Origin of the sequence: Psychrobacter sp. NG27, from assembly GCF_016106655.1 — a bacterium.
Lineage (GTDB): Bacteria > Pseudomonadota > Gammaproteobacteria > Pseudomonadales > Moraxellaceae > Psychrobacter.
Genome location: NZ_JADGIN010000005.1, coordinates 61,008 through 87,587, shown reverse-complemented (window position 1 = coordinate 87,587; position 26,580 = coordinate 61,008). Strand labels below are relative to the sequence as shown.

Below are 26,580 nucleotides of genomic sequence, written 5' to 3'. Positions count from 1 at the left end.
TTAGAGGCTTTTTACATCTCATGAACTTATTAACTCAGCGACTGTTACGCATGACACATGCATCAAACAGTCGACTAAAAATAAATTAAGCCATTGTGGTCATTGACTTGATACGGGTATACAGCTCTTTTTGCTCAGCACTTGGGCGGGCAGTCTGTACCGCCATCAATTGTGACATATCGCCTTCGACGCGAATTTTACCGCTCATAAAGGCACCCATGATCTGATTAGTATCAAAATCTGTGATGATAGACTGCAAAATACTGCGGTCAAGTAACAAGGTAGTCGTTGCCGCATCATTCAAGCCGCGATGCAACAAGCCATTGGTGAAATTTGCCTCAATATCCTGCTCAGCGTCAGAGACTTTTAGATTCACGATCATATTGGCAAGTGCTGGCGGCAGATTCAACTCGCCCGCTTCATTACCCATTGTTTCTACTTGCTCAAACCATTCATTACTCAAAAAAACTGCCATCTTATTATCCTTAATTGGTATTTTATTGTACGGACACTATTCATCAATATACCAGTGATTGGTCTATTGGGGTATCCCTAGCTCGAAGGTCATTATAAGGGTCGACCTGATAATAAGTAAAATCTATTTATAGGCCAAGCAATAGCCCTGTTACAAAATTCCTTTAGAAGTTGGCTTTTACCGTAAGGGTTTGAAACGAGCAGCTAGAATAGTGACAACATTGTGTATAAAATACAGGAGTGGCACCGCAATAATAAGTTGCCTGCTCACATTTATACCAAAGAGTTTGTATTTTGCCGCATAGTTCTGATGATATTTTATTAGGATTGCGTTACAATACCCTTAAACAGAGTCGGGAGTTTTAACCAAACATTACATAAGCATGTTTTTTGTCAGCTGCCGCTAGCATCCATCTATAGTTAGTGCGTTTTATAGCCCTATAGATAAGGGTATCTATCTTCATTAGTACAGATTTCTTCGTAATAATTAAGATACATATTTAGCCTCATTAGATGTTTGATGTCCAAAAACGGCGCGTCTTCTTATTTACCTTGATGATATATTAACAATCCTACTGTCAATTGGCTTTGAGAATAGCGCACAAAGCGCTTACTCCTATTTATTGGTGTTTACTGATACATAGCAAAAGCTTAGATTAACAGTTAATGACATCACGGTGATAACAGACCAAAAAGCAATATGTGCCACGATAATTATCAGCTTATACATAGCTATAATTGAGATCTCAAATGAAGATTGTGTGGATTATTGGTTAATTCTGTTGATAATTCGGGCTGTAAAGGAATCATCCAATGAGTTTACAAAACACAGCAACCAACCCTAATGACCGTGAGTATGAAATTACAGTCATAAGATTCTTTACGACCATGGCCGTAGTATGGGGCATCGTCGGCATGAGTCTTGGTGTGTTCCTTGCTTCACAGTTAGCATGGCCAGCACTCAACTTTGACATTCCATGGCTGACTTTTAGTCGCTTGAGACCACTGCATACCAATGCGGTGATTTTTGCGTTCGGTGGTTCTGCCCTGTTCGCAACGTCTTACTATATCGTTCAGCGTACCTGTAAAACACGCCTGTTCGCGCCGTATTTGGCTTGGTTTACCTTTTGGGGTTGGCAAGCGGTTATCGTTTCTGCCGTTATTACCTTACCACTAGGTTTGACATCAACTAAAGAATACGCTGAGCTTGAGTGGCCTATCGATATCTTAATCGCGTTGGTCTGGATCTCTTATGCCATCGTCTTTTTTGGTACGCTCATCAAACGTAAAACCTCACATATCTATGTGGCTAACTGGTTTTTCGCCGCTTTCATTATTACGATTGCACTACTGCACATCGTAAATAGCATGGCGATTCCTGTTAGTGCCTTTAAATCTTACTCGCTATTTGGCGGTGCAACTGATGCGATGGTGCAGTGGTGGTACGGGCATAACGCAGTAGGTTTTTATCTAACGGCAGCTTTCCTTGGAATGATGTATTACTTCGTTCCAGTACAGATTGGCCGCCCTATTTATTCTTACCGTTTGTCTATCGTTCACTTTTGGGCATTGATTGCTTCATATATGTGGGCTGGTGGTCACCATTTGCATTATTCAGCGCTTCCAGATTGGACGCAGTCATTAGCAATGGTATTCTCAATCATCCTATTTGCACCGTCTTGGGGTGGTATGATCAACGGTGTACTCACGCTATCAGGCAGTTGGGATAAGTTACGTACCGATCCGATCATTCGCTTTATGATTGTTGCACTATCGTTCTACGCCATGTCGACGTTCGAAGGCCCAATGATGTCTATTAAGACGGTCAATGCGCTATCGCACAATACCGATTGGACTATTGGTCACGTACACTCAGGTGCGCTTGGCTGGGTTGGTATGATCACGATTGGTTCTCTATATGTACTGTTACCTCGTATTTATAACAAACCAAAGATGTACTCTATCAGCTTAATTACCACGCATTTTTGGCTGGCGACTGCAGGAACGATTTTCTATATCGTCTCTATGTGGATCTCAGGTATTGGCCAAGGCATGATGTGGCTTGCGACGAACCCAGACGGTACTTTGGTATATAGCTTCGTTGATACTGTTGAATTCTCGCATTTCCCATATATTGGCCGTGCTTTTGGTGGCTTCTTATATGTGTCGGGTATGTTTATTATGGCTTATAACTGCTATAAAACACTCAAGATGCCAGAAGGTAAGCCTGTAGATGTCGCTGATCCAACGGATCATGAACCTAGTGTCGAAAAACCTTCGACAGCTAACGTATAAGGAGCGATCATGGCTGGTACACCGCATGAAATTATTGAAAAAAATACAGGCCTGTTAGTCATTGGTATCGTGATTGCTATTAGTTTTGCAACGCTCGTTGAAATCGTACCACTGATATATGATAACAAGGGCCCTGAAGATGGTGGTGTGAATGCGCCACTTCCAGCAATGGAGCCTTGGACAGCGCTTGAGTTTGAAGGTCGTGATATTTACATCCGTGAAGGGTGTCATGTTTGTCATACTCAAATGGTTCGCCCACTACGTGCAGAAGTTGAACGTTATGGACCATATTCGCGTGCTGCTGAGTCTACGTGGGATCATCCATTCTTATGGGGTTCGAAACGTACTGGACCTGATTTAGCACGTGTTGGCGGTCGCTATTCTGAAGATTGGCAAAAGCAACATTTGATCAATCCACGTTCACTCGTACCAGAATCAGTGATGCCCGGTTTCCCTTGGCTTGCTGAAAACGAAGTGGATGGCGAAAACATTCAAGACAAAATGCGCCTATTCCGCGATCGCTTTGGTGTCCCTTATACTGAAGCAGACATCGAAGGCGCTCCTGATGCTGTCCTAGGTGCCACAGAGCTTGATGCTTTGGTTGCTTATTTACAGCAGCTGGGCACTGCAATGGAAGGACAGCGCTAATGGGTATTGGTGAATTACAAACAATTGCGACCGTTTCTGCCTTTATTGCCTTCGTAGGCGTTGCATGGTGGGCGTATTCGCCAAAAAACAAAAAACGCTTCGAAGAAGATGCACAACTTGCGCTTGATGACGAGGATATAAAATCTCTGTCTGAAGAGCAGCGCAATAAGGATAAATGATGACATTTTTTTGGAGTTCTTGGATCACGCTAATCAGTATTGGCTGCTGGGCTTTTATTCTTGGTGTCTTGTTGTTTGTAATAAAATACAAGCCAAGCTTAGAAGAAGACGGTACGACCGGTCATGAATATGACGGCATCCGAGAATACGACAAACCACTTCCTAAATGGTGGTTGGTGATATTTTTTGGTTCAATCGTTTGGGGCGTCGCTTATTGGATATTTTTCCCAGCCATGTTTCCTAAGCATTGGGAAGGTATCGCAACCGTAGAAGTCGATGGGGAAACTGTCCCTTGGACCTCTAAGAATGAGCTGTTCAGTGATCTTGAAAGCAATAACAAAGTATTTACAGATAACTTTGAAAAAAGCATTCTTGTGAAAGCTAATGCAGCAGGCGCAACGGCGACACTTGGTACGCTAAATGAGCTACAAGCAAACATGCGCCGTAGTGAAAACCCACCAGCAGATTTACAGACTCAAATCGATGGTAAAGTGGCAGAACTTGCTCCTTATGTCGAAAAACTGTCTGAAAATCCAAATGCGCTAAAAGTGGGTAGCCGTTTGTTCTTACAGAACTGTGCGGTGTGTCACGGCTCTAATGCCAAAGGTGCTACTGGCTACCCTAACCTGACTGACAATGATTGGTTACATGGCGGCGAAGCCACCAACATTTTGACCACATTGCATAATGGTCGTGTCGGCGGTATGCCTGCTTGGCGTGATCAGATCGGTGAAGATGGTGTACGTGCAGCGTCAGAATATGTGCTGTCACTATCTGCTAATAATGGCAGCAAGAGCAATGGTAAGCTGGATCAAACCCTAGTGAACCAAGGCGAAGCCATCTTTAAACAGAATTGTGCACTGTGTCACTCTGAAAACGGCAAAGGTATGATCTCAGCAGGCGCACCAAATCTAACCGATAATATCTGGTTATATGGCGGTGAGCGTGAGACAGTACGTAATACACTACGTTATGGTCGTGCAGGCGTCATGCCACAGTGGGAAACTAAGCTAGGTAATGAGCGTATTATGCTACTTGCTGCTTATATCTACTCACTATCGGACAGAACTGGCAAATCGGCTGAAGTAACGGCTGCTGCGGTTCAACCAGTAGCAACTGAAGAAACGACTGCTAACTAAGCATCGGCTAACTCTAAATTACTACGACTGTGCTGTATATGGATGAGATTTGATAAAGGGAGAACTGTCATTACAGTTCTCCCTTTTTGTTTTATTCATATGTAGGGTCTGTTGAACATTCAAATATGGTGCTGGCAGTGACTATTTTTTAGACAATATGCAGTGAAATTTTTGATGCCGAGTCATTCTAGGTTAAACAATTTCGCCATATATTGGCAAAAAAGAGTACTGCCCTGAAAGGCTGATGCTAAAATCACCCCAAACGTTGTTGTAAGCCTAGCTAAGGTCTCGACATTATCGTCGGCTTGCGCCTAGTTTGGTGCAATTTTAGCAATCAGCAGCCCTAATATTTGAATATCAAACAGACCCTAGTTTTACCAACAACGAATATTATAAACACGCAAAAACACTTTATCATATCAATTTTTTTCGTATGCATTCCCCCGTTATTAGTAGGGAGAATGTTAGAATAACTGTTTTTAAAATAGACTGCTAATAACGGATTTAGATGGCTTTGATAGCACTCTATCGGGTGATTTAAAACTTATAATTAGCAAATGAACCGAAATATTCTGTAGTAAGTGGATCGACTCGAACTGTGCTCAATCCCTTATTCATTAATTACTGACATTGATAACATCACACACTCATACATCTGATCATCAAAGATGTTTGTTCATCATGCCAGCAGACTGATTCTTTTTTTAAAGAGGCACGTTTATGTCAGCACAACCATCCAATAAAATACCTGTACAGCAGATTGATCTTGATGCGACCAAGCATCGTATACACCCAAGGTTTGTGACAGGTTTTTATCAAAATATTCGCGTCATCACGATGTATGCGCTTTTGGCTGCTTTTTTGGTTTTACCATGGCTACGCTATAACGACAGACAAGCAATATGGTTTGATGTGCCATCTCAGCATTATTATATCTTTGGCATGACGTTTTTGACGCAGGACTTTTATTTTATAGCGGCATTTGCACTGATTTCTGCGTTTACGTTGTTTATGGTCACCGTATATGCAGGTCGTGTATGGTGCGGTTATGCTTGTCCACAAACGATTTGGACGCATCTGTACCAGTATGTCGAAAAATGGGTGATTGGTGATCGCAATAAGCGCATGAAGTTTGATAAAGAGCCGATGAGTACGAGCAAGGTCTTTAAGCGCACGACGGTGTATTCGATTTGGTTGCTGCTCTCTATCATTACAGCCGCGACCTTTGTCAGTTATGTGGCAGGGACAGATTCGCTTTACCATAGCTGGCAGACGGTGGGTATGATTCCTGTGCCTGACTGGCCAACATGGGTGTGGGTATCGATGTTTATCTTTACCTTTGCCACTTATGCCAATGCGGGATACATGCGTGAGCAGATGTGTGTACAGATCTGTCCTTATGGTCGTTTTCAGAGCGTGATGTTTGATAAAGACACATTAATTGTCTCTTATGATTATGAGCGCGGTGAGCCACGCGGTACTCGTAAAAAAGGCACGAACCCTGAGCATCTAGGCGACTGTATTGAATGTACCATGTGTGTACAGGTCTGCCCCACTGGTATCGACATTCGTGATGGTCTGCAGGTAGGTTGTATTCAGTGTGCCGCTTGTATTGATGCCTGTAATGAGGTGATGGACAAAGTCGGCTATGCGCGCGGGCTCATTCGCTATACGACTGAGCGTCAACTGGTAGAAAAAGAACCCAGCCGATTATTACGTCCACGCTTATTTGCCTATTTGGCATTATTATTGGTGCTATGCGGCGGTGTTGTATATGCGTTAACAGATCGCGTGCCACTAGAGATTGATATTCGCCGCGACCGCAACCAATTATCCTCTATCAACAGCCAAGGCATGATTGAGAACAGCTACATCGTCAAGCTGACCAATAAAACCCAAGAGCCTCACGCCTATAAAATCACGCTGGCACCGCAAAAAGGTCTCAGTCTAGAGCTGCGTTTCAATGATGTGCCTTTAGAGGCAGGTGAAAGTTTTGATATGCCGGTGAGTATCTATGGTAATCCTGATACGATTGAGTTTGGTCAAACCCCTGTGACGTTGAATGTGACCAGTGAAGATGGCAAGTACAAAGTCAGTAAACAAAATGTCTTTACCACCCAAGGTCAGTAAATTTTTAGAAGTCAGTGGCTTATTAGAAATCAGTGGCTTGGTTTCAGTTATTTAATAATGGATTTTCATCTAATAGTTCGCGGATGCAGTCATTAGTGGCTTCAGTCGCTATAGGCTATTGGATGAGTATTTATCCTTAAACTGATAGCATTTGGCCGTCAGATTACCGTTTATACCGTTTGTAGATACTTCTCGAATAAATATATTCTGAATAGGTATCTGCTGAACAAGTATTTTATTAATAGGTATGTTATGTCTACTCCAGCACCGAACTTTAAACATCAAGATACTCAGCCATGGTACAAGAACTATATGGTGGTTATCTTTGTGATTGGCATGCCCGCATTTGTGGTCATTGCCTGTATATATTTCGTTTATTACTCTTATCAAATTCGTGATAGCGTGGTACGAGACGACTGGTATATGGATGGCAAAACGCTCTATCATGACGTGTCACGTGACAAGCTCACTTACGACTTAGACTTGCATGGCAAAATGCAATTTTCAGACAATGGTGATATTGTGTTTTATTTGAATTATCCTGAGCAGAGCCTACAATCAGGCAAGCTACTAAATGGTACGCCGCTGACTTATCCTGATACGCTAGATCTCTCTATCTCACACGCCACGGATGTCAAAAAAGACCATGACGTCGTTTTGAAACATGTCGAGGGCAATAAGTACAGCGCGCAAGTAGAGCTCGATTCGGTAAAAGCCAAATACTACTTGCAAGTCAGTAACGATGGTAAAGAAGACTGGCGCATGCAAGATGTGGCAAAACTGCCACGCTCAGAAGTTAACTTTAACCCACTGCCTGTATTTGCTAAAAGTTGACTTTATTAGGCTATAGCCTAATATTGAGACTCAAAAAAAACCAGCCATTCATGACAGAATGGCTGGTTTTTTATTGTTCATGCACTGAGTATTGACTCACAAAGCACTAAAACACAAAACGTTAAATAACCGGATTAATCGTTGGTATCTTTTTAGCGCTACGTTCATTGCTCTCGGCATTTTCTAATGCGAGCGCATACGGCTTATCACTTGCAAATTTTGGATTAAAGGTTTGTGTCTTGGGTGATACTGGCAAACCCATTTCAGCCAAATCATCCGTCTGCCCTGCTTGAATATTGTCGCCTTCAAACAAACGCTCATTATCATCACGATCAAGACTGAGCGTTTCAAAATCAAACAACTCACGGTCGGCTAACTGTGATGGGGCTACGTTTTGCATCGCTTTAAAGATAGAGGCCAAACGCTGTGGATGCGCATTATCCCATTCGCGTAGCATGTCATTGATGATGGCTCGCTGTAGATTGGTCTGACTGCCACACAAGTTACAAGGAATGATTGGGAATGCTTTCAATTTGGCGTATTCAATGATGTCTTTTTCTTCGACGTAAGCCAGCGGGCGAATCAGCATGTTTTGCTTGTCATCACTCAGCAATTTAGGAGGCATAGATTTAAGCGTGCCGCCATGAAATAAATTCAAAAAGAAAGTCGCAAGCATATCATCACGATGATGGCCAAGAGCGATTTTGGTCGCGCCAATTTGCTTGGCAAAACCATACAACGAGCCGCGGCGCAGACGTGAGCACGCCGAGCAATAGGTTTTGCCCTCCGGTACCACGCTTTTGACAATACTATAGGTGTCTTTCTCTAAGATATAGTGAGCAATCCCTTGTTCATTAAGATACGCAGGCAAGATATCTTCAGGATAGCCTGGCTGCTTTTGATCGAGATTGACCGCGACGATGTCAAAATGAATGGGGGCAATGCGTTTTAATAATAATAAAATATCGAGCAAGGTATAGCTGTCTTTGCCACCTGAGACACAGACCATCACCACATCGCCATCTTCGATCATATTGAAATCACGAATCGCCCAAGAGACTTGACGACGCAGCTTTTTTTGTAGTTTGCCAAAATCTGTCGGAGCATCTGTCTTAGCAGAGTGATCAATAAGGCTATCTAGATGACTACCCTCTTCAGCGGTATCATCATACTGATGATTGTCAGTACTATTGTTAGCTTCTAAGACAAGACTATCGATACGCGTGTTAGTAGAAGCTTCATTTAACTGATCGGTTGAGGTTGGCGTAAATAACGTTGCTGCGGTCATAAGTTACTCAATATCTTTATAAGGGTGGTTTTACTATAAAGCGGTCTGCAATAAAGCATCGCCCATGACGTCACCTGACTGGCGCTTTAAACGCTGCGATTATAACAAATATTGCTAACAGTTTGAAAAGATGAGCGAAATACGTTATTTATTTTTTGGCACATAGCATTTGATAAAAAATCGCCCCTAAAATGCGCTTTGTCACTTTAGTGACGCTTGATTGGGCGCTTCATGGTTCTGTAATAGCAGTATTTTTGCTAAAATAGCCGTTTTCGTAAATCAATAATAGATACCACTATGACAAACATAACTATGCAAAACTCCTCTACCAACTCAGCATCCAATGCTGACCTTGATATCCTTAATAAAAACCAAAATGCCGTTGTGCTGTTATCAGGTGGTCTCGATTCGGTAACGTGTTTATATTGGGCAAAAGCGCGCTATGCATCGGTAACCGCCGTAAGCTTTAACTACGGGCAGCGCCATAACAGTGAGCTGGTCGCGGCAAAAACCATCGCCGATACCGCAGGGGTCAACCATAGAATTATTGATATTGACATCGCACAACTTGGTGGCTCATCGCTGACCGATCACAGCATGATCGTACCAGATGGAGATTCGGATAAATTTCCTAGCAAAAATCGCGACGAAATCGATAACGATGCCATTCCAAACACGTATGTCCCTGCCCGCAACACGATATTTTTATCGTATGCGCTAGCAGTGGCAGAAGTGGCTGATGCCAACCATATCGTCATCGGGGTCAGCTCAGTCGATTACTCAGGTTACCCGGACTGTCGTCCAGAGTACATTGCAGCGTTTGAGCACATGGCCAATCTCGCCACAAAAGCGGGCGTTACTGGTCATCGTCTATCGATTCAAACGCCATTGCAGCAGTTGTCAAAAGCACAAACTATTGAGCTTGGTCTGTCACTAGGTGTTGATTATGGTCAGACCATCTCTTGTTATCAGGCAGATGCAAACGGTCTTGCTTGCGGTGTTTGTGACAGCTGTTCGCTACGCCGTCAAGGATTCGCTCAAGCTGGCGTCACTGACCCTACTCACTATCAAGCAGGATAGACTGATTATTGGGCGGTGAATACAATCAACATTTGAGCAACATGCGCTTGCATTAATACAGCACGTCGCCATTGTATTTTAATCCGTATACTTGTTATTGTATGAAGGATTATGTCTACCCCAAAGCATAAATAACTAGGCTAGTCCGTGTCTAAATTTTTTTTAAAGTGAAGACACGCCCTAGTTATTCTTATGTGAATAACTTGATTATTGACTAAGATTTACAAAACTGACGCCATCTGTAAGAGGACATTTATGAAGTTTTTGCCAATATTACCCCTAGCCTTAGCGGCCATCTTTGCGGTACCCCAAGCCAATGCGACCGATATCAAACAAGACAATATCAATACTTGCGTGAATGGCGCGGTCAAATATAAAGTGGCTGACAAAGGCGATGCGACCAAACTGTGTAATTGTACCATTGGCGTCCGCAGCAAAATGACCATCGGTCAAATGTGGGAGATCGAGAGCTATGCCAAAGACAAAAAAGATCCCTCTGGTCTACCTTACGTGAAGTCGATGCAGAAGGAATTGCAGCAATGTACAGATGGTTTGGATCTTAAGCAACCGACCAAGCCTGCTTAACTGATTACTGATTTGATATACAAAAGACTGGCCATTGCCAGTCTTTTTTGTTGTCAATGAATGCGCAAAATGTAAAAGTGATTATTTATTGCTATTAATCTGCCTATAATAAGCACACTATCAATAATACTAAAACCAATAACACCAAAATTAACAAGGACTTTACCATGGCTAAGCCAACGACGGAAACCCTTCACCTACCTGATTTTCCAGTGAGCATTGTACGCAAGATTGCTGGCAGTTTTATTCACGATGATATCAGCTTAAAAGAGATGGTCGCCAATACGAATAAAGGTCTTATTCTCTATTTTTACCCAAAAGACAACACACCGGGCTGCACCACACAGGCAACAGAATTTACCGCTCATCTTCATGATTTTGATGAGTTAGGCTACGACATTGTTGGCGTCTCTCGTGACAGTGTTGAGTCTCACAAAAAATTCATCGACAAGTATGACTTACAAATTCCGCTCATTAGTGACACTGATGAAACGCTCTGTCAGCACTTTGAGGTAATCAAAGAAAAAAACATGTATGGCAAGGTTAGCTTGGGACTGGTCCGTTCGGCATTCGTATTTGATAAAGATGGCACATTGACTCATGCACAGCGCAACCTACGTGCCAAAGACTATACCAGTCGTTTACTAGCCATATTGGCGCCTTAATTATTGGCGCCTTGGTTATTAGCTCTATCACTAAATCAGTATCCGTCATCAAAACCATAAAAAATATAAGCTAAGAACTCAGTCTATTACTGACTATAATCCTTCCCCTATTAGAGAATAATATGAACAAACAACCTAGCACTACTACTGACGATACGCAGCAAAAAATCACGCGCAAAGTATCTGTTGCCGTTATCGGTGCTGGTACTGCTGGTCAAAATGCATTTCGCCAAGCAAGCAAAATCAAAGACGATGTCGTTATTATTAATGAAGGTTTTTGGACCACTACTTGTATCGCTGTGGGCTGTATGCCAAGCAAGCTACTGATTGCAGCGGCTGATCGTGCACACGATGCCAATAATTCTAGTGAGTTTGGTATTCATGCAACAGCAAAAATCGACGGTAAGCAAGTGATGGGACGCGTGCGTGATGAACGCAATCATTTTGCCAGCTATATCAAAAAACAGGTAGATAGCTGGCCTGATCACAAAAAAATCGCTGGTCGTGCTCATATTAATAAGCAAGGTTTAATCGAAGTCAATGACGAGCTGATTGAAGCTGAGCAAATCATCGTCGCCACAGGCAGCTCGCCATTTATGCCAGAGGGTTGGGCGGACAAGCTTGGTGATACTATGCTGACCTCTGACACGGTATTTGAGCTTCCAGACTTACCAAAATCCATGGCCGTCATCGGTGCTGGGGCAATTGGTTTGGAGCTTGCACAGGCATTTACGCGGTTGGGTGTGGAAGTCACAATATTCAATCGTGCCAAGCGCGTCGCTGGGCTCAAAGATGATGACATCAATAACAAAGCCATCGACTGCCTCAGTCACGAGCTGACCATGCACTTGGGCAGTAAGATTACCGATGTTGGCACAAAGAAGAATGAAGGTAATAAAAGTGCCTTCGTTGAGTATGAAGACAGTGCTGGTGAGTCTCAGCAATGGCAAGGTGAATATGTCTTAGTGGCTACTGGTCGTCGCAACAATATTAAGCAGTTAGGTATCGAAAACTTAGGCGTCGAGCTAGACGATAAGAACCGCCCAAAAGACTTAAGTAAAGAGACAGGTCAAATTGGCGACTTAAACGTATATATCGTTGGTGATGCCAATACCAACATTCCATTATTACATGTGGCGAGCGATGAGGGCTATAGTGCAGGCAATATGGTCTGTGAGAACACAGAAGCTGCCTATATCAGGCCGCCTGCTACTCCTTTTTCTATTGTGTTTTGTTCACCTCAAATCGTCAATATTGGCAGATCTTTGCCAGATATCCAGCAGGACTCAAGCTTAGAGTTTGTCATTGGCAGTGCCAGCTTTGACAATCAAGGACGTAGTCGCGTGATGGGCGTCAATTGTGGATTGTTGCACATTTATGGCTGCAAAAAAACCGACAGAATCTTAGGGGCTAGCATGGTAGGTCCTGATGCCGAATACATCGGACATATTATTGCAACTGCCATCACCAATGACTTGTGTGTTAAGGCGCTGCTCGATACGCCTTTTTATCACCCAACGATACTAGAGGGTCTACGTACAGCATTACGTGACGTCCAATATAAAATGGAGATACCTTTTCAGTCTCAAGACGCTCAGGAAGATAATTCCTAGCAGATAAATACTAAGTAATATTTGCATACTCAAGTTGTCATGCTTATTTTGACGCAATCATTGCAATGATAACTTGAGGTTGTTTATGATTAAACTGTTCGTACCAATCAATTTGTGTAAACACCGCTTACCTGGATGCAAACATGGCAATCGCTAGTATTACTGACTTTTTTAGCGAAATCATTCGCGATTTGCACACCAGTTTATATCTGTCTCTTGGTGGTTCTATAGATGAAGAATCGATGAACTGGTCCTCTCAAGCGGTAGAGCTGGCCAGTACTGGCATTAAGATCCTGATACTGCTTGCTGTATTGGGATTTTTTTATTGGTTGGCCAACTATATCCTCAAACACAGTCGGGCAAAAATTCGCCTAAACGAGCGCCGTACTAAGATCGCCCGCTCAATACTACGCTACATTTGGATTGTGGCCAGCTTAATCGCTATCATGAGTCAGATAAACTTTGAACCAGAAACCATTAAGGCCACAGCCAAAGCCAGCACTTGGGCAGGCATCTATTACGTACTGTGGGCTTCATCAGGACAAATTATTCACAAAGTCCTACAGCACTATGGCCTCAATGCTTCAATAGAGCAGCTACTCAAGAACATTTTGTCTGTACTCCTGTTAGTACTTGGGCTAGCCAGCGTCATGGCACAATTTGGCTTTGACATCGTATCCTTAGTCGCAGGTTTGGGTATTGTTGGTTTGGCAGTGGGTTTCGCCGCTCAATCAACCCTTGCCAATTTTATCGCTGGTATTACCATTTTGCTTGAGCAGTCCTTTCAGGTCGGTGATTGGATTCATATCAATGACAATGAGGGGCGCGTGGTACTTATCGCTCTGCGCACTACTCATATCCTCACTCGAGACAACATCACTGTCATTATCCCAAACTCCAACGTTGCCTCCTCTGAGGTCATTAATCTGACGTCCAAAAACTTTATACGTTTTGATATTCGTGTGCGCATTGCCTTCGAAGATGATATCGAAACGGCTCGTAATGAGATTTTGCAAGTGCTCAGCGATACTGACGCGGTGCTTAATCGTCCTGAGACCTCAGCAACCGTGGCAGAAATTGGAGAATATGGCGTATTTTTTATCGTACGTTTTTGGGTCAAACCAGCAGCCGTTGCCCGTATACCCAAAATTAAAGAAGTATTGCAGGAAGAAATAAAGATTGCATTTGATGCGGCCAGTATCTCTACGCCCTATCCCCATATGCGGCTACTGATGCCAAAGGATGTCGACTACCCTATCGCCACCAAACCTTTCGCAACCACTACTCAAATCGTAACAGATGAGTTACCGCTAGCAAAAGACAAGTAGAGACGCTATTTCTGATTATTAGGCTATCGCATCTTAAAATCTTAAACACGGCCACTTTGAACCATCCTACCGTGAATTATGGTAAAATTACCGGTTACACCGTTTATCTCATTATTTGCTTTTTTGTCAATTTAGCCCACAGGTACCCGTATGACCGAACAAACCGCGCCCGCATCTCCAACAGCAGCTTCACCAGCGTTGTCGCTTGACCTTATTATTACCTGTGCCGATGGGCTTGAGGCACCACTGCAGACTGAGCTGACCAGTTTTGGCATTGATAGCGAAATCAAAAGCACAGGCCGTCTAGCCGTGACTGGAGACTTGCGTGTTCTATATAAGATTTGCTTGTGGTCACGTGTGGCCTCACGGGTCTTGATGCTGATTAAACGTAAAAATATCAATGCTGAATATGACGTGGCAGAGCAACTTTATGGTTTGGCAAAATCAGTTAATTGGACTGAGCAATTCAGCTTAGAGCAGACCTTTGCCATCCGTCTATCTGTCGATAAGCGTGTCGCCGTCAGTCAGCAGTTTGCCATGCTACGTATTAAAGATGCGATTGCCGATACGTTTAACGAAGTTTACGACAGCCGCCCGAACGTCGATAGTAAAAACCCAGACTTCTCTATTTTTGCGACGATCAACGACAAGCAAGCCGAGCTATATTTAGATTTATCAGGTACCAGTTTGCATCGCCGTGGTTATCGCGTGGCCATGACAGAAGCGCCATTAAAAGAAAACTTGGCGGCCGCCCTACTCTATAGCGCAGGCTGGCACAAGAGAAACGAAGCAGGCGATGCGCCTTACTATAATGCGCTGATCGATCCGATGTGTGGCTCTGGAACATTCCTCATCGAAGCCCTACTGATGCATTGCGACTATGCTGTAGGTATCGACAAAGCTGCCAATCAATTTGGCTTTTACCAATGGCAGCATCATGATGATGTGCTATGGCAAGAGATGATCGATGATGCTCAAACGCGTTTTCGTGATGCATTAGAGATTGCCAATGAGCAACCTGATACTCTGCCGCTTATGTTGGGCTTTGATGCTGATAATGGCGCGATTATCGCCACAGAAAAAAACCTTATTGCAGCAGGCCTGCAAGACCTACTACCGCTACTCGATATCGAACATCGTGCGCTTGACCAACTCAGTGGTGTGCTCAAACCCTTGGTGAGTGATGGTCGATTGAGCAATCCTTTAGTCATCACTAACCCACCTTATGGAGAGCGTTTAGGTGATGAGGAAATGATCAAACCATTGTATCAAGCGATTGGTCTTATCTTGCAAGACAGCTTTGCTGGTAGTGGCATTGACCCTATGCTTGGCATATTGGCCTCTCATGTCGAACAAGTAGATATTCTACCGATTAAAGAACCAAAGACGTTGCGTTGTCATAATGGTGCTATCACCGTCTATTTCCGCTACGGAACGCTTATCGCTGGGCAAACGGGCAACCTCGTTAGTCGCTTCGAGAAGAACGAGATCGACGTAGAAGATGGACAAGACTTTATCAACCGTCTACAAAAAAACCTTGCCAAGCTGAAAAAACTGGCCAAAAAAGACAATGTCAGCAACATTCGTGTTTATGATGCTGACTTACCTGATTTTAAGGTTGCGATTGATTTATATGGTGATTACGCTCATGTACAAGAGTACGCGCCACCAAAGACCATTCCACCTGAAACTGCCAAAAAACGTTTTAATTTGGCATTGATGGGCATTCGTGAAGTGTTCGGTATTAACCGTGAACAAATCTTTATCAAAACGCGTGCTCGCCAGTCTGGTAACGATCAGTATAGCAAGCAGAATACCACTGAAAAACGTGGCAAATTTCATGTCGCGCGTGAAGACGGTGCGTATTTCTACGTCAACTTTACCGATTACTTAGATACAGGTCTGTTCATTGACCATCGTAATATGCGTGCTCGCATTAAAGACAATAGTCGCGCTAAGTCGGTATTGAACCTATTTGCTTATACTTGTACGGCGAGTGTGCATGCGGCCCTTGCTGGTGCCAAAAAAGTAACCAGCGTTGATTTGTCACAGAACTATCTAGACTGGGGCAAGCAAAACTTTGTGCTCAATGGCCTAGATGTCAGCCGCAATAAATATCAATTCGTCGCGGCGGATATTTTTGAATGGATCAAAGAAAATACCGAGCAGTTCGATATTATTTTTATTGATCCACCGACTTTCTCAAACTCTAAGAAGTTTCAAGGTACTTTTGATGTACAGCGTGACCATGCTGCCATCATCAACCGTGCAATGAATCGTCTAACGTCAGATGGTGTTCTGTATTTCTCTAACAACTTTACGCGCTTTGAGCTAGATGAGCAGTTGATCGAACGCTACGATATCGTTGATATTACCCAAAAAACGATTGGTTTTGATTTTAATATCAAAAAACCAATCCATCAAAGTTTTGAGATTCGTCACCGTCAAAGCCTGTAATCAAGCGCTTATCGATACAAGAGTGCTAGACAAATAGAGAAATTCATCTCAGCAGTCTAGCTTCTCAAAATTTGGGTTTTTTGCCCAATGACGATGAAATACAATAATGACCCAATCGGCTTTGATTGGGTCATTTTTTGTTGTTATGATAGAGCATTACTAGGCGATGGATTTACGCAGTTATAGCGTAAACCTATCGCCTTTTATTTAACAAAACCTCCAATATCTAATAACAAGGATAACATCATGGCTTTATCACTTAATAAAGGCGGTAATTTATCGCTAACCAAAACAGATCCAAATCTAACCAAGCTGCTGATTGGACTGGGTTGGGATGAGCGCGCGACTTCTGGTGCTGAATTTGATCTTGATGCCAGTGTTTTCTTGCTAAGTGGCGCAGGTAAAGTACGCGGTGATCATGACTTTATCTTCTATAATCAGCTTAAATCTGATAACGGCGCGGTCGAGCATACTGGTGACAACCGTACTGGCGAAGGTGATGGTGATGATGAACTGGTTAAGGTAAATCTCACCCAAGTACCTGCTGATGTCGACAAAATTGTCGTCACCGTGACTATTCATGATGCGGCAGCGCGTAGCCAAAACTTTGGTCAAGTAGCTAATGCCTTTATCCGTGTCGTCAATGAAGAGACAGGTACTGAAGTCGTGCGTTTTGATCTGGCAGAAGATTACTCTGTCGAGACTGCCATGGTATTTGGTGAAGTATATCGTCACAATGGAGAGTGGAAATTCCGTGCAGTGGGTCAAGGATATTCAGGTGGGTTGCAAGCAATGTGTCAGCAGTACGGTGTTGATATCTAAGGCACTGTTTTTTGTGATAATTGGACTTCTACATACCACAATTATCACATCTAAAACGTCGCGGCTGTACCGTTGCAAATAGTCACAATTTTAATGTCCAAATGACTAGTAATGCGCTACGTTTCGTTTAAAATTATGCCTAAAAAGCGGTTAGTAATATCGTTGATTCAATGTAAAAGAGCGTTACAGCAATCGGGTGCTAGGGTATAAGTCTTACCTTAAGCAAGGTCGATGCTGTCGCTCTTTTGTAGTGGATTCACCATAGCCACTTTTTGTAGCTTGTGTCTATAATAGACCGGCCTTAGCTTTACGCAACCAGACAGGATGTGTCATGAGACATTTTTATTTAGACTTTATCTTCACCGCGATTGCCTTAGCAGTAGCGGCATGGTGGGGATATTCACATGGCGGTATGGGTGGAATGATAACCACGCTATCCATTACTGCTATTTTGGCCGTCATGGAGATTTCGTTATCCTTTGATAATGCGGTGGTCAATGCCTCAGTCCTTAAGGGCTGGGATGAATTTTGGAAAAAGATATTTTTAACGGTCGGTATCTTAATTGCCGTATTTGGTATGCGATTGGTCTTCCCTATTGTCATCGTCGCTGTTACTGCCGACCTTGGTATGATGCAAGTGATAGATTTGGCATTGAACGATCCTAAAGAATACTCAGCAAGACTAATGGCACACCATGCTGAAATCTCAGCATTTGGTGGTATTTTCTTATTGCTGGTTTTCTTAAACTTTATCTTTGATGATAAAGAAGTGCATTGGTTTGACTGGTTGGAAAGCCGTTTAGCCAAGCTAGGTAAAGTCGATGCCATGAGCGTATTTGTAGCCCTTATTGTCTTGATGATCGCGGTATCGTGGGCCAGTGCTGAACAATCAAGTGCTGTCTTAATCGCTGGTGTTTGGGGTATCTTAGTTTACCTTGGTGTACAGGTCGTATCTGGCATGCTTGAAGGTGATCTCGAAGAAGACCTAGAAAACGAAGGAAATGGCGCAGCTGCGACCAGTGCTATCATGAAAGGCGGTATCATTGGTTTCTTATACTTAGAAGTTCTAGATGCTTCATTCAGTTTCGATGGTGTGATTGGCGCATTTGCGATTACCAATGACGTCATTGTCATCATGCTGGGTCTAGCAATTGGTGCGATGTTCGTACGTTCGATGACTATTTTCTTAGTAGACAAAGGCACGCTTGACGAGTTCATTTATCTTGAGCATGGCGCGCATTATGCCATCGGTGCATTGGCACTCATCATGTTGCTGTCTGTGAAGTTCCATGTACCAGAAGTGATTACTGGTTTGATTGGTATTGCCTTTATTGGCTGGGCGCTACTAGCGTCACTACAGCATCGTAAAGCTGAAGCTGCAAAACTGACTTAAAAAACACCGTCAGTATTACGTCTTCTATATCCAATCATAGTTATGAGCAGGTCATATCATCAGATGTGACCTGCTTTTTTTATACCCTAGGACCTGTTTGATATTTAAACAGGCCCCTAGTTAAAGCGACAAGTTATAAATATATGAGGCATTCATAGGTATATGATACTGACCCATCATTAAAATACAATTCGATGATTACTATCCCCTTTTATTCAGTTAAAATCCCCACCCTCTAACAACACTTCAAAAATACGAATACATGATTAATATACAAAAAATTCTTGATGATATTGCTACAGAGATGGCAAATGAAACAGACCGCGGAAAAGTGGCGGACTACATTCCGCAACTGGCCCATGTCGATCCGAACCAGTTTGGGATTGCTGTTGCGACACCAGATGGGCAGGTCTATACAGCAGGTGATGCTAGTACACTGTTTTCGATCCAAAGTATCTCTAAGGTCTTTACCTTGACCATTGGCCTTGGTAAGTTGGGTAATGCGCTCTGGACACACGTTGGCCGCGAGCCATCCGGCGACCCTTTTAACTCAATCATGATGCTAGAGCATGAATCTGGCAGACCACGTAATCCCTTTATCAATGCGGGTGCCATTGCAGTGGTAGATGCGATTATGATGGGACATGAGCCAAAAGAGACATTGGGTGAGATACTACAATTTGTTCGTTTTATTGCTGATGATGATTCGATCAGTTTTGATCACAAGGTAGCAGCGTCCGAAATGGCGCATAAAGATCGAAATGCGTCGCTCGCCTATTTCATGAAATCCTTTGGTCGTCTAAAGCATGACGTGGACAAAGTATTGGGAACTTATTTTCATCAATGCTCAATCGCGATGAATTGCCAACAGCTGGCCCAAGCTGGTCTTTATCTAGTGTCCAATGGTATTAATGAGCACACAGGCGTCAGGGTGATTAATGCACAGCGCTCTCGACGGATTAATTCGTTGATGATGATGTGTGGTCACTACGATGGCTCTGGTGAGTTCGCTTATCGTGTCGGCCTACCGGGTAAAAGTGGGGTTGGTGGTGGTATTTTAACGATCGCACCAGGCGAAGGTTCAATCGCTGTATGGTCGCCAGGACTGGATCATATAGGCAACTCTAAGCTTGGTACAAGAGCATTAGAGCGATTTGTACAAGAAACTGGCTGGTCGGTTTTTGGAGATTAGAGATAGAATCTAGATGCCTTGCTCGATTGATTACTCGGCACAGTATTACTTTTAAAAATTAACAAGCTGATAACAGGTCATATCAATATATTTGGTGTGACCTTTTTAGTTTAAGGCCATCTATTTGGTCGTGATACGTCTCTGCTACCCACCCTACCTCTAAGCGTTTCTATCCAACATTTTTAATCATCAAATAATTTACGTTTTCATAACAATACCTTAACGACTATTGCTAAGTTGATTGAAAACCATCAAAGATGCTCAAGAACTATGTCCCTTGGTAAGCATATAGTAAGCGCACAAAATACGCCTTGCTTAGTGAGCAAACGCTTAGTATAGTAAAACGTAATGATATGCAGGACGTGGCGTACAGGTATGTCTTTTGCTATTTGCCCTGATATATCAGTCACTGCACAACTTTTATTTAATTTTTTATAACACAATCCACTTAACTATTAATCCAAAGGATATTTGTATGGCTATTAGCTTAACGAAAGGCGGCAACGTAAACTTATCAAAAGAAGCGCCAGGTTTAACCAATATAACAGTCGGTCTAGGCTGGGATCCACGTGCCACTGACGGTCAAGAGTTTGACTTAGATGCGATTGGCTTTTTGGTCAATGAAGCAGGCAAGGTTCGCAACGATCAAGACTTTATCTTTTTCAATAACTTAAAGTCAGACAATGGCGCGGTCGAGCACACAGGCGACAACCGTACTGGCGAGGGTGATGGTGATGATGAAGCGATCAAAGTAAACCTAGCGAGCATTCCAGCTGACGTTAATAAAGTAGCACTTTGCGCTATCATTTATGAAGGCCAAGCCCGTAATCAAAACTTTGGTCAAGTAGGCGAAGCTTATATCCGTATCGTCAATGACAATGGCGGTAGTGAAATTGCACGCTATGACCTATCAGAAGACGGCAGCACTGAAACGGCCATGATCTTTGGTGAGTTATATCGTCATAGCGGTGATTGGAAATTCCGTGCCGTTGGTCAAGGCTTCAGTGGTGGTCTTGGGCCATTAGCCGGTTCTTATGGCGTAAATGTTTAACGTTTAATCCAACGTAAACGTTTAGCAAGCCAATTATCATAACCAGACGTCTGGTTATGATCTAAAAAGCCATCAAGTGTGCCCCTTTAACGCATTTGATGGCTTTAAATTTAATTGGACGCTCAATAACAAATTATAGAGAACGTAGAGATACATACACTAAAAGCATTAACCAAAGATATTAGAATAAGGATGTAAAGCCCATGGCAGCGACCTTCAGTTTAATTGGTACTATTGAACCTTTTTTGCATTGCAACCTCAAAAAAGGCGATTCAATCTATTGTGAAGCCAATGCGATGGTGATGATGGAGTCCAATCTTGAGCTGAAAGGGAAGTTGCAAGGTGGTCTGATGCAATCTTTGATGCGCCGTTTTGCCAATGATGAGTCCCTGTTTCAACAACAGATTGAAGCGACTCATGGTGAAGGTGACTGTCTGCTCGCACCTACGCTAGATGGTGATATGCAAATCATCGATGTCGGCAAGCAGCAATATACACTCAGCGATGGTGCATTTGTCGCGGCACAGACGGGTGTCGATATCAGAGCCAATATTCAGCGCAATCTAGGCGGTGCAGTATTTGGTGATACTGGTGGCTTTATGGTCATGCAGACACAAGGACAAGGTCAAGTCGTGGTATCAGGGTTTGGTTCACTGTTTGAGATTGATGTCACACCAGACAAAGACGTCATTATTGATAATGGTCATGTCGTCTGCTGGGATTCAACCCTTGAGTACAAGCTGTCCGTTTCAACCAGTAAGAAAAAAGGCATCATGAGCAATATCATCAATTCCGTCACCAGTGGTGAAGGCATGGTTTTAAATTTCTCAGGGACCGGAAAAGTCATCATTTGCTCGCGTAATCGTGACAGTTATCAAGGCTGGATACAGAGCGTTTTAGGTAGTAGCTCTGGTGGACGCGGCGGCGGTGGCGGCTTTTTGAATAATATCTTATAGCACTTTTTCGAACGATTTTACTCACTATTATTATAAGGACACTCACATGGCAGTTAGTCTACAAAAGGGTCAGAAAATATCCCTAACCAAAGAAGCTGGCGGCGAGCTTACTCAAGTCAAATTGGGTCTAGGCTGGGACGTTGCTCAAGGGCCACAAAACAAAAAAGGCGGGTTTTTGGGCAAGCTGTTCGGCGGCGGTAGCGGCGGTGATTCAATTGACTTAGACGCCTCATGCATCATGTTCGATGCCAATAAACAAGCCGTCGATGCGATTTGGTTCAGTCAGCTTAAATCAAAAGATGGCAGCATCGTTCACACAGGTGATAACCGTACTGGTGATGGCGATGGTGATGATGAAGTCATTAATGTTGATCTCTCAAAAGTACCTGCCAGTGTGGTTTCACTGGTATTTACGGTCAACAGCTTTACGGGTCAAACGTTTGAAACCGTAGAAAACGCATTCTGCCGTATCGTTAATGCTAATAATAATAGCGAAGTGGCACGTTATAATTTGTCGGCACAAGGTGGACATACTGCTATGGTCATGGCAAAAGTCTATCGTCATAACAATGAATGGAAAATGCATGCCATTGGTGAGACTGCGTCTGGTCGTACCTTCCATGACCTGATGCCGGCCATCACACCGCATGCCTAAACTATTTGAATAATAGCAAATAGCGTAAAACCCTATAAAAAACAGCCCGCCTATTACTCATAGGCGGGCTGTTTTCTATAGACAGTTTGTAGCAATAACACTTTATCTATTGGTACAATCGACTGTTACTTACTGCCCCGCTTCCAGCTAAAGCCCCAGTTAAATGCTTTGTCCATTTCTTGATGACCTTTATAGTATTGATTGATACGTTCAACATTGATACTGCCTTGCTGATTGACTAGGCGCGCAATAGCACACATCGGCAAGTTACCAGCACCTTCCGTCAGACGTGTCTCAATCGGTGGTTGCTCGGGCACATGAATGGTCACTACCCCATCGGTTTTCGCCCAATTCGGCGCGCCCTCGTAAATGAAAGCAAAGATAAACACTTCCTCAATCTGTGACCACTGCTGACCATTGATATCGAGCCACTCACCACCACTGACTTGCCCCGTTCTATCATCAGCACGCAAGCAAACATAAGGTGCAGAGGGTAAGCTACCAAAACGATTGCCTAGTGCTTGGATAAGCGTTTTTTCACCGTTTTTTAGATGAATCATGGCACCGATATCCAGATCGATACCACCTGCTTGATGCTGCTTAAACAGATCGCCTAATATACCTTTTTTGGCAGTAGGCTTATCGCTATCCGGTCGCTGATTCCAGTTTAGATTGACTGAGATTTTACCAAAGTCGTCACGCTTTTTCAGATTGATGCTAGATTGGTTTTTGGTTAAAGTGACTTTACTAAGATTAATGGAAGGACTAGTAGGAATCGGCGGCGGTGTGCTCGCCTGAGCAGTGCTACCTGCTTTTTGTGTATTAATGGGTCGCTGCGTATTGACAGGTTGGGCCTGGCTCTGTGACTGGTTTTGAGCTTGACTCTGTGGCTGGTTTTGAGCTTGACTCTGTGGCTGGCTTTGGGCTGGCGTGTCATCAGCGATCTCAACACCGAAGTGCTCAGACAAAGGTTTTAACCCTCCCTCGAACCCTTGAGCGATAAATCGAAACTTCCAGCTGCCCTGCCGACGATAACATTCCGCCAAGATAATGGCTTTTTCATTACGCCCTGTGCCACTGAGCTGACAAGTCATCAATACCTGACTGCCTTGCAATACCTGTACATCCACATCACCGACTTGCGCCAATGTTTGCGCACTGGAGAATGCTAGGGCGACTTTTTCAATACTCGCAGGCTGTGCTGATAGATTGATATCAAAAAACCCATCGCTGTCATGACCACGAAAGCTGACGCTGCCATCATCGCTGCGTGTCTGCCCATAAAATATCATGTCCCCATCACCGCGCACTTTGCCATCTATTGTCAGACGATACGCAGCACAATCAATGGCGTTTTGGCTTAAGATGCGAATGCTGATATTGTCCGCCGGCAGTGGTGCATTAGCCCCTGCTACTAACGGTTGAGGTTGGGCTTGGCTCATCATAAATCCTCTGTATTATTTATTATGTCGTTGTGATTGTTAGATTGACTATCGTTGTATAGTAGCATGGATATCATGAGAATTTTAAATCGAGCAACTGCGTTATAAGCCATAAAAAAACTTGTATAAATCCTGATGACTATTTTGCCAGAGGCATTTATAACCTGTGCCATTTGTATATAATGTCTGTTGTTAAAAATTTGCTTTGACATATTGCCACTAGCGCTACGATAACCATATAAACTGACCCGATTCCCTATAAACCATGATAATGCTGAGAAAATTATGAACAACCCTACCAACGATAGCTTGCACTCGGCACCAGTCGCTGCTTGGTTAGCTGAAGGTCAATCCAGCCAGCGCGATATGTTAGAGAGCTTACAGGCCTTAAAGGGTAAATCGGACGAGCCTTTTGATGTCATTGCTTCGCACCGTCATAACAGACCTGAGATTTTTGAATTTGCTGACGTGATGTATTACGAGCCGTCTGAAGCTGCCATAGAGAATGATACGCAAGAGACAAGCGAGACGGTTATGCCACGCTGGCAATTCGTATTAGAGCACGCCAAAACGAACAATGTAAAAGTACTCCTGACTGGGCGCAATGGCATTGACTATGAAGCGCACCGCGAAAAGTTCAATGCGGCTGGTATCCGTTTGTTGACAGGTGCTACTAGCGTCGCCGCCCTTGAGTCAATCGATGATAAGTTTGCCTTTATGCAGCAGTGTCACCAGCATAATATTCCGGTCGCGGATGCATGGCGTTTTGACAATACCGCTGAGCTTGAAGCATTACTGGCTGAGCACGGGCATCAGCCTCTATGCGTCAAACCTGTCGTCGGGATTTTCGCACAAGGATTTTGGCGATTAGACTCCGGTAAAGAATGTGGCGAGCATTACGATAGCTTTGAGCACTTATACTTCACAGAAGAGAAAAAAATCAATACCGCGCAGTTTGTGAATGCCTACGCCAGCAGCCAAATGGTACACGAGCGACCTATTCCAATGCTGTTGATGCCTTACCTATCAGGACAAGAATACTCCATCGATGTGGTCTGCGAATATGGGGAAGTACTGGCCGCCATCACACGCCATAAAACGGGTAAAATCCAACATATCGGCTATGAGCATTCTGTTATGGAGGTTGTGATTCCATTAATTAAGGCCTTTGGCTGTGATGGTATTGTCAGCGTACAAACCAAAGCTGACGATGACGGTCAACACCGTGTTCTTGAGATCAATAGTCGACCATCAGGCGGCATTGGCTATACCTCTCACAGCGGTTTGGATTTGACACAAGCTGGTTTTTCTTATTGGCTAGGCCTGACAGACAAACCCAGCTTAGACGCAAGTATTCAGAAAATAACAGCCTGCCAAGTACGCTCTATTATGATGAGCGTCAAAATTGAAGACGCTGCTGAGTAGGTAAATAAGTGAGCATACACCTCACGAATAACTGATATTGTCAGGCACAAAAAAGGCTTTTAGATTATGATCTAAAAGCCTTTTTTTAAACATTTGCTAACATCATTAGAAAACAAACACTGATACCTACTCACCAAATACAAGGTTTGATTGCTTGGGTGCATTTTTAGAGGCAATGACCCATAGTAAGCTTAATACAAGCGCTGAGCCGATAAAAATCATAATCGATGAAGAGATGGCACCTGCGTGTGTGTAGTCCATAGACATCACATGATCCGTCATCGTCATTTCCATAGCCGCCATACCAGTGTAATGCATACCGCAAACAGCAATACCCATGATGAACGCACTACCAAAACGCTGTAACGTGCCACGTAGATTGAATGCCAACCAGAGCGCTGCAATCGCAGCCACAATAGCGATAACGATTGAGGCAATCAGAAGTGGTATGTTGTACGACATGGTTGCGTCCATTTGCATTGATGCCATACCAGTGTAATGCATGGCTGCAACTCCAAGTCCAGCCAAAACACCACCGCCTAACAGCTTGCCAATGCTTGATTCACCGCGTCCAACGATCACGATACCGACCGCGACAAAACAAACGGCTAGCAGCATTGAAACAATGGTCAAACCTAGATCGTAGGTGACCGGCATTTTCATATCAACTGCCATCATACCAATATAGTGCATCGACCAAATAGCACCGCCAATCGCGATAGAAGATAGCGCAACCCAAAAGTATAGGTCAGTTCCCGGCTTTGCAGACGGCACTCGAATGGCAAGGTTTAGGCCAACATAAGAGCCAAACACTGCGATGGCGTATGAGACTAGTACCAGTAGTAGGTTGTATTCAACTTCGATCATTTTTTTGCCTTATATATTCCATAAAAACGTAATAAAATTGAGCGTAGCAATACTGCTTGGGG

At 43.5% G+C, this 26,580-nt stretch carries 23 protein-coding genes; 19 read left to right on the top strand and 4 right to left on the bottom strand.

All coding sequences use genetic code 11. The features are described from left to right. Window positions 1-85: 85 nt before the first annotated feature. Complete coding sequence (locus IP485_RS09515; RefSeq protein ID WP_194363981.1) at window positions 86-475, bottom strand: SCP2 sterol-binding domain-containing protein; 390 nt, start codon at window positions 473-475, stop codon at window positions 86-88. 812 nt (window positions 476-1,287) lie between these two features. Here IP485_RS09515 and ccoN point away from each other — a divergent pair. The 6 genes from ccoN to IP485_RS09485 all read left to right on the top strand — a co-directional run bounded on the left by ccoN (window position 1,288) and on the right by IP485_RS09485 (window position 7,699). Further along, window positions 1,288-2,769, top strand: coding sequence for a cytochrome-c oxidase, cbb3-type subunit I (gene ccoN / locus IP485_RS09510; protein ID WP_197177291.1), 1,482 nt, complete (start codon window positions 1,288-1,290; stop codon window positions 2,767-2,769). 9 nt (window positions 2,770-2,778) lie between these two features. Beyond that, the gene (ccoO, locus tag IP485_RS09505) at window positions 2,779-3,417 is read left to right on the top strand and encodes a cytochrome-c oxidase, cbb3-type subunit II (RefSeq protein WP_194363979.1); all 639 of its coding nucleotides are present in this window, start codon (window positions 2,779-2,781) and stop codon (window positions 3,415-3,417) included. Beyond that, entirely contained in the window at window positions 3,417-3,596 is a 180-nt protein-coding gene (locus tag IP485_RS09500) for a CcoQ/FixQ family Cbb3-type cytochrome c oxidase assembly chaperone (protein ID WP_057760804.1), read from the top strand. Before ccoO ends, IP485_RS09500 begins: the two co-directional genes overlap by 1 nt. Next, the gene (gene ccoP / locus IP485_RS09495) at window positions 3,596-4,735 is read left to right on the top strand and encodes a cytochrome-c oxidase, cbb3-type subunit III (RefSeq protein ID WP_198327028.1); all 1,140 of its coding nucleotides are present in this window, start codon (window positions 3,596-3,598) and stop codon (window positions 4,733-4,735) included. Before IP485_RS09500 ends, ccoP begins: the two co-directional genes overlap by 1 nt. A gap of 720 nt (window positions 4,736-5,455) precedes the next feature. Continuing rightward, a complete protein-coding gene (ccoG, locus tag IP485_RS09490; RefSeq protein ID WP_198327027.1) occupies window positions 5,456-6,865 on the top strand; it encodes a cytochrome c oxidase accessory protein CcoG in 1,410 nt (469 codons plus the stop codon). 252 nt (window positions 6,866-7,117) lie between these two features. After that, entirely contained in the window at window positions 7,118-7,699 is a 582-nt protein-coding gene (locus tag IP485_RS09485; RefSeq protein ID WP_198327026.1) for a FixH family protein, read from the top strand. A gap of 121 nt (window positions 7,700-7,820) precedes the next feature. Here the strand turns inward: IP485_RS09485 and ttcA are convergent, their stop codons facing one another. Further along, window positions 7,821-8,987 carry a tRNA 2-thiocytidine(32) synthetase TtcA gene (gene ttcA / locus IP485_RS09480; protein WP_198327025.1) on the bottom strand — a complete coding sequence of 389 codons (1,167 nt, stop codon included), beginning with the start codon at window positions 8,985-8,987 and terminating at the stop codon, window positions 7,821-7,823. Between the two features lie 312 nt (window positions 8,988-9,299). On the opposite strand from ttcA, the gene queC reads away from it, so the two are divergent. From queC to IP485_RS09420, 12 genes are all read left to right on the top strand, one after another. Further along, window positions 9,300-10,067, top strand: coding sequence for a 7-cyano-7-deazaguanine synthase QueC (gene queC / locus IP485_RS09475; RefSeq protein WP_198327119.1), 768 nt, complete (start codon window positions 9,300-9,302; stop codon window positions 10,065-10,067). Window positions 10,068-10,322: 255 nt separating this feature from the next. Beyond that, complete coding sequence (locus IP485_RS09470; RefSeq protein WP_198327024.1) at window positions 10,323-10,652, top strand: hypothetical protein; 330 nt, start codon at window positions 10,323-10,325, stop codon at window positions 10,650-10,652. 167 nt (window positions 10,653-10,819) lie between these two features. After that, window positions 10,820-11,317, top strand: a complete 498-nt coding sequence (locus tag IP485_RS09465) for a peroxiredoxin (protein WP_198327023.1) — start codon at window positions 10,820-10,822, stop codon at window positions 11,315-11,317. 122 nt (window positions 11,318-11,439) lie between these two features. After that, complete coding sequence (locus IP485_RS09460) at window positions 11,440-12,930, top strand: dihydrolipoyl dehydrogenase (protein ID WP_198327022.1); 1,491 nt, start codon at window positions 11,440-11,442, stop codon at window positions 12,928-12,930. Window positions 12,931-13,073: 143 nt separating this feature from the next. Next, window positions 13,074-14,258 carry a mechanosensitive ion channel family protein gene (locus IP485_RS09455; protein ID WP_198327021.1) on the top strand — a complete coding sequence of 395 codons (1,185 nt, stop codon included), beginning with the start codon at window positions 13,074-13,076 and terminating at the stop codon, window positions 14,256-14,258. Window positions 14,259-14,408: 150 nt separating this feature from the next. After that, the gene (gene rlmKL / locus IP485_RS09450) at window positions 14,409-16,715 is read left to right on the top strand and encodes a bifunctional 23S rRNA (guanine(2069)-N(7))-methyltransferase RlmK/23S rRNA (guanine(2445)-N(2))-methyltransferase RlmL (protein ID WP_198327020.1); all 2,307 of its coding nucleotides are present in this window, start codon (window positions 14,409-14,411) and stop codon (window positions 16,713-16,715) included. 246 nt (window positions 16,716-16,961) lie between these two features. After that, a complete protein-coding gene (locus tag IP485_RS09445; protein WP_194363968.1) occupies window positions 16,962-17,537 on the top strand; it encodes a TerD family protein in 576 nt (191 codons plus the stop codon). Window positions 17,538-17,868: 331 nt separating this feature from the next. After that, the gene (locus IP485_RS09440; RefSeq protein ID WP_197177301.1) at window positions 17,869-18,930 is read left to right on the top strand and encodes a DUF475 domain-containing protein; all 1,062 of its coding nucleotides are present in this window, start codon (window positions 17,869-17,871) and stop codon (window positions 18,928-18,930) included. 262 nt (window positions 18,931-19,192) lie between these two features. Further along, on the top strand, window positions 19,193-20,122 hold the full coding sequence (locus IP485_RS09435; RefSeq protein WP_227669543.1) for a glutaminase: 930 nt from the start codon (window positions 19,193-19,195) through the stop codon (window positions 20,120-20,122). Window positions 20,123-20,597: 475 nt separating this feature from the next. Beyond that, window positions 20,598-21,173, top strand: coding sequence for a TerD family protein (locus tag IP485_RS09430; protein ID WP_110922674.1), 576 nt, complete (start codon window positions 20,598-20,600; stop codon window positions 21,171-21,173). Between the two features lie 203 nt (window positions 21,174-21,376). Beyond that, complete coding sequence (locus tag IP485_RS09425; RefSeq protein ID WP_194363966.1) at window positions 21,377-22,129, top strand: TIGR00266 family protein; 753 nt, start codon at window positions 21,377-21,379, stop codon at window positions 22,127-22,129. A gap of 46 nt (window positions 22,130-22,175) precedes the next feature. Next, a complete protein-coding gene (locus IP485_RS09420) occupies window positions 22,176-22,784 on the top strand; it encodes a TerD family protein (protein ID WP_194363965.1) in 609 nt (202 codons plus the stop codon). Window positions 22,785-22,909: 125 nt separating this feature from the next. Here the strand turns inward: IP485_RS09420 and IP485_RS09415 are convergent, their stop codons facing one another. After that, window positions 22,910-24,226 (bottom strand): TerD family protein, encoded by a 1,317-nt coding sequence (locus IP485_RS09415; protein ID WP_198327019.1) that lies wholly within the window; start codon window positions 24,224-24,226, stop codon window positions 22,910-22,912. A gap of 285 nt (window positions 24,227-24,511) precedes the next feature. Here IP485_RS09415 and IP485_RS09410 point away from each other — a divergent pair, with 285 nt between their 5' ends. Further along, window positions 24,512-25,651, top strand: coding sequence for an ATP-grasp domain-containing protein (locus tag IP485_RS09410; protein ID WP_198327018.1), 1,140 nt, complete (start codon window positions 24,512-24,514; stop codon window positions 25,649-25,651). A gap of 126 nt (window positions 25,652-25,777) precedes the next feature. On the opposite strand, the gene IP485_RS09405 is transcribed toward IP485_RS09410, so the two are convergent. Beyond that, entirely contained in the window at window positions 25,778-26,518 is a 741-nt protein-coding gene (locus IP485_RS09405) for an MHYT domain-containing protein (protein ID WP_197177304.1), read from the bottom strand. Window positions 26,519-26,580: the final 62 nt, after the last annotated feature.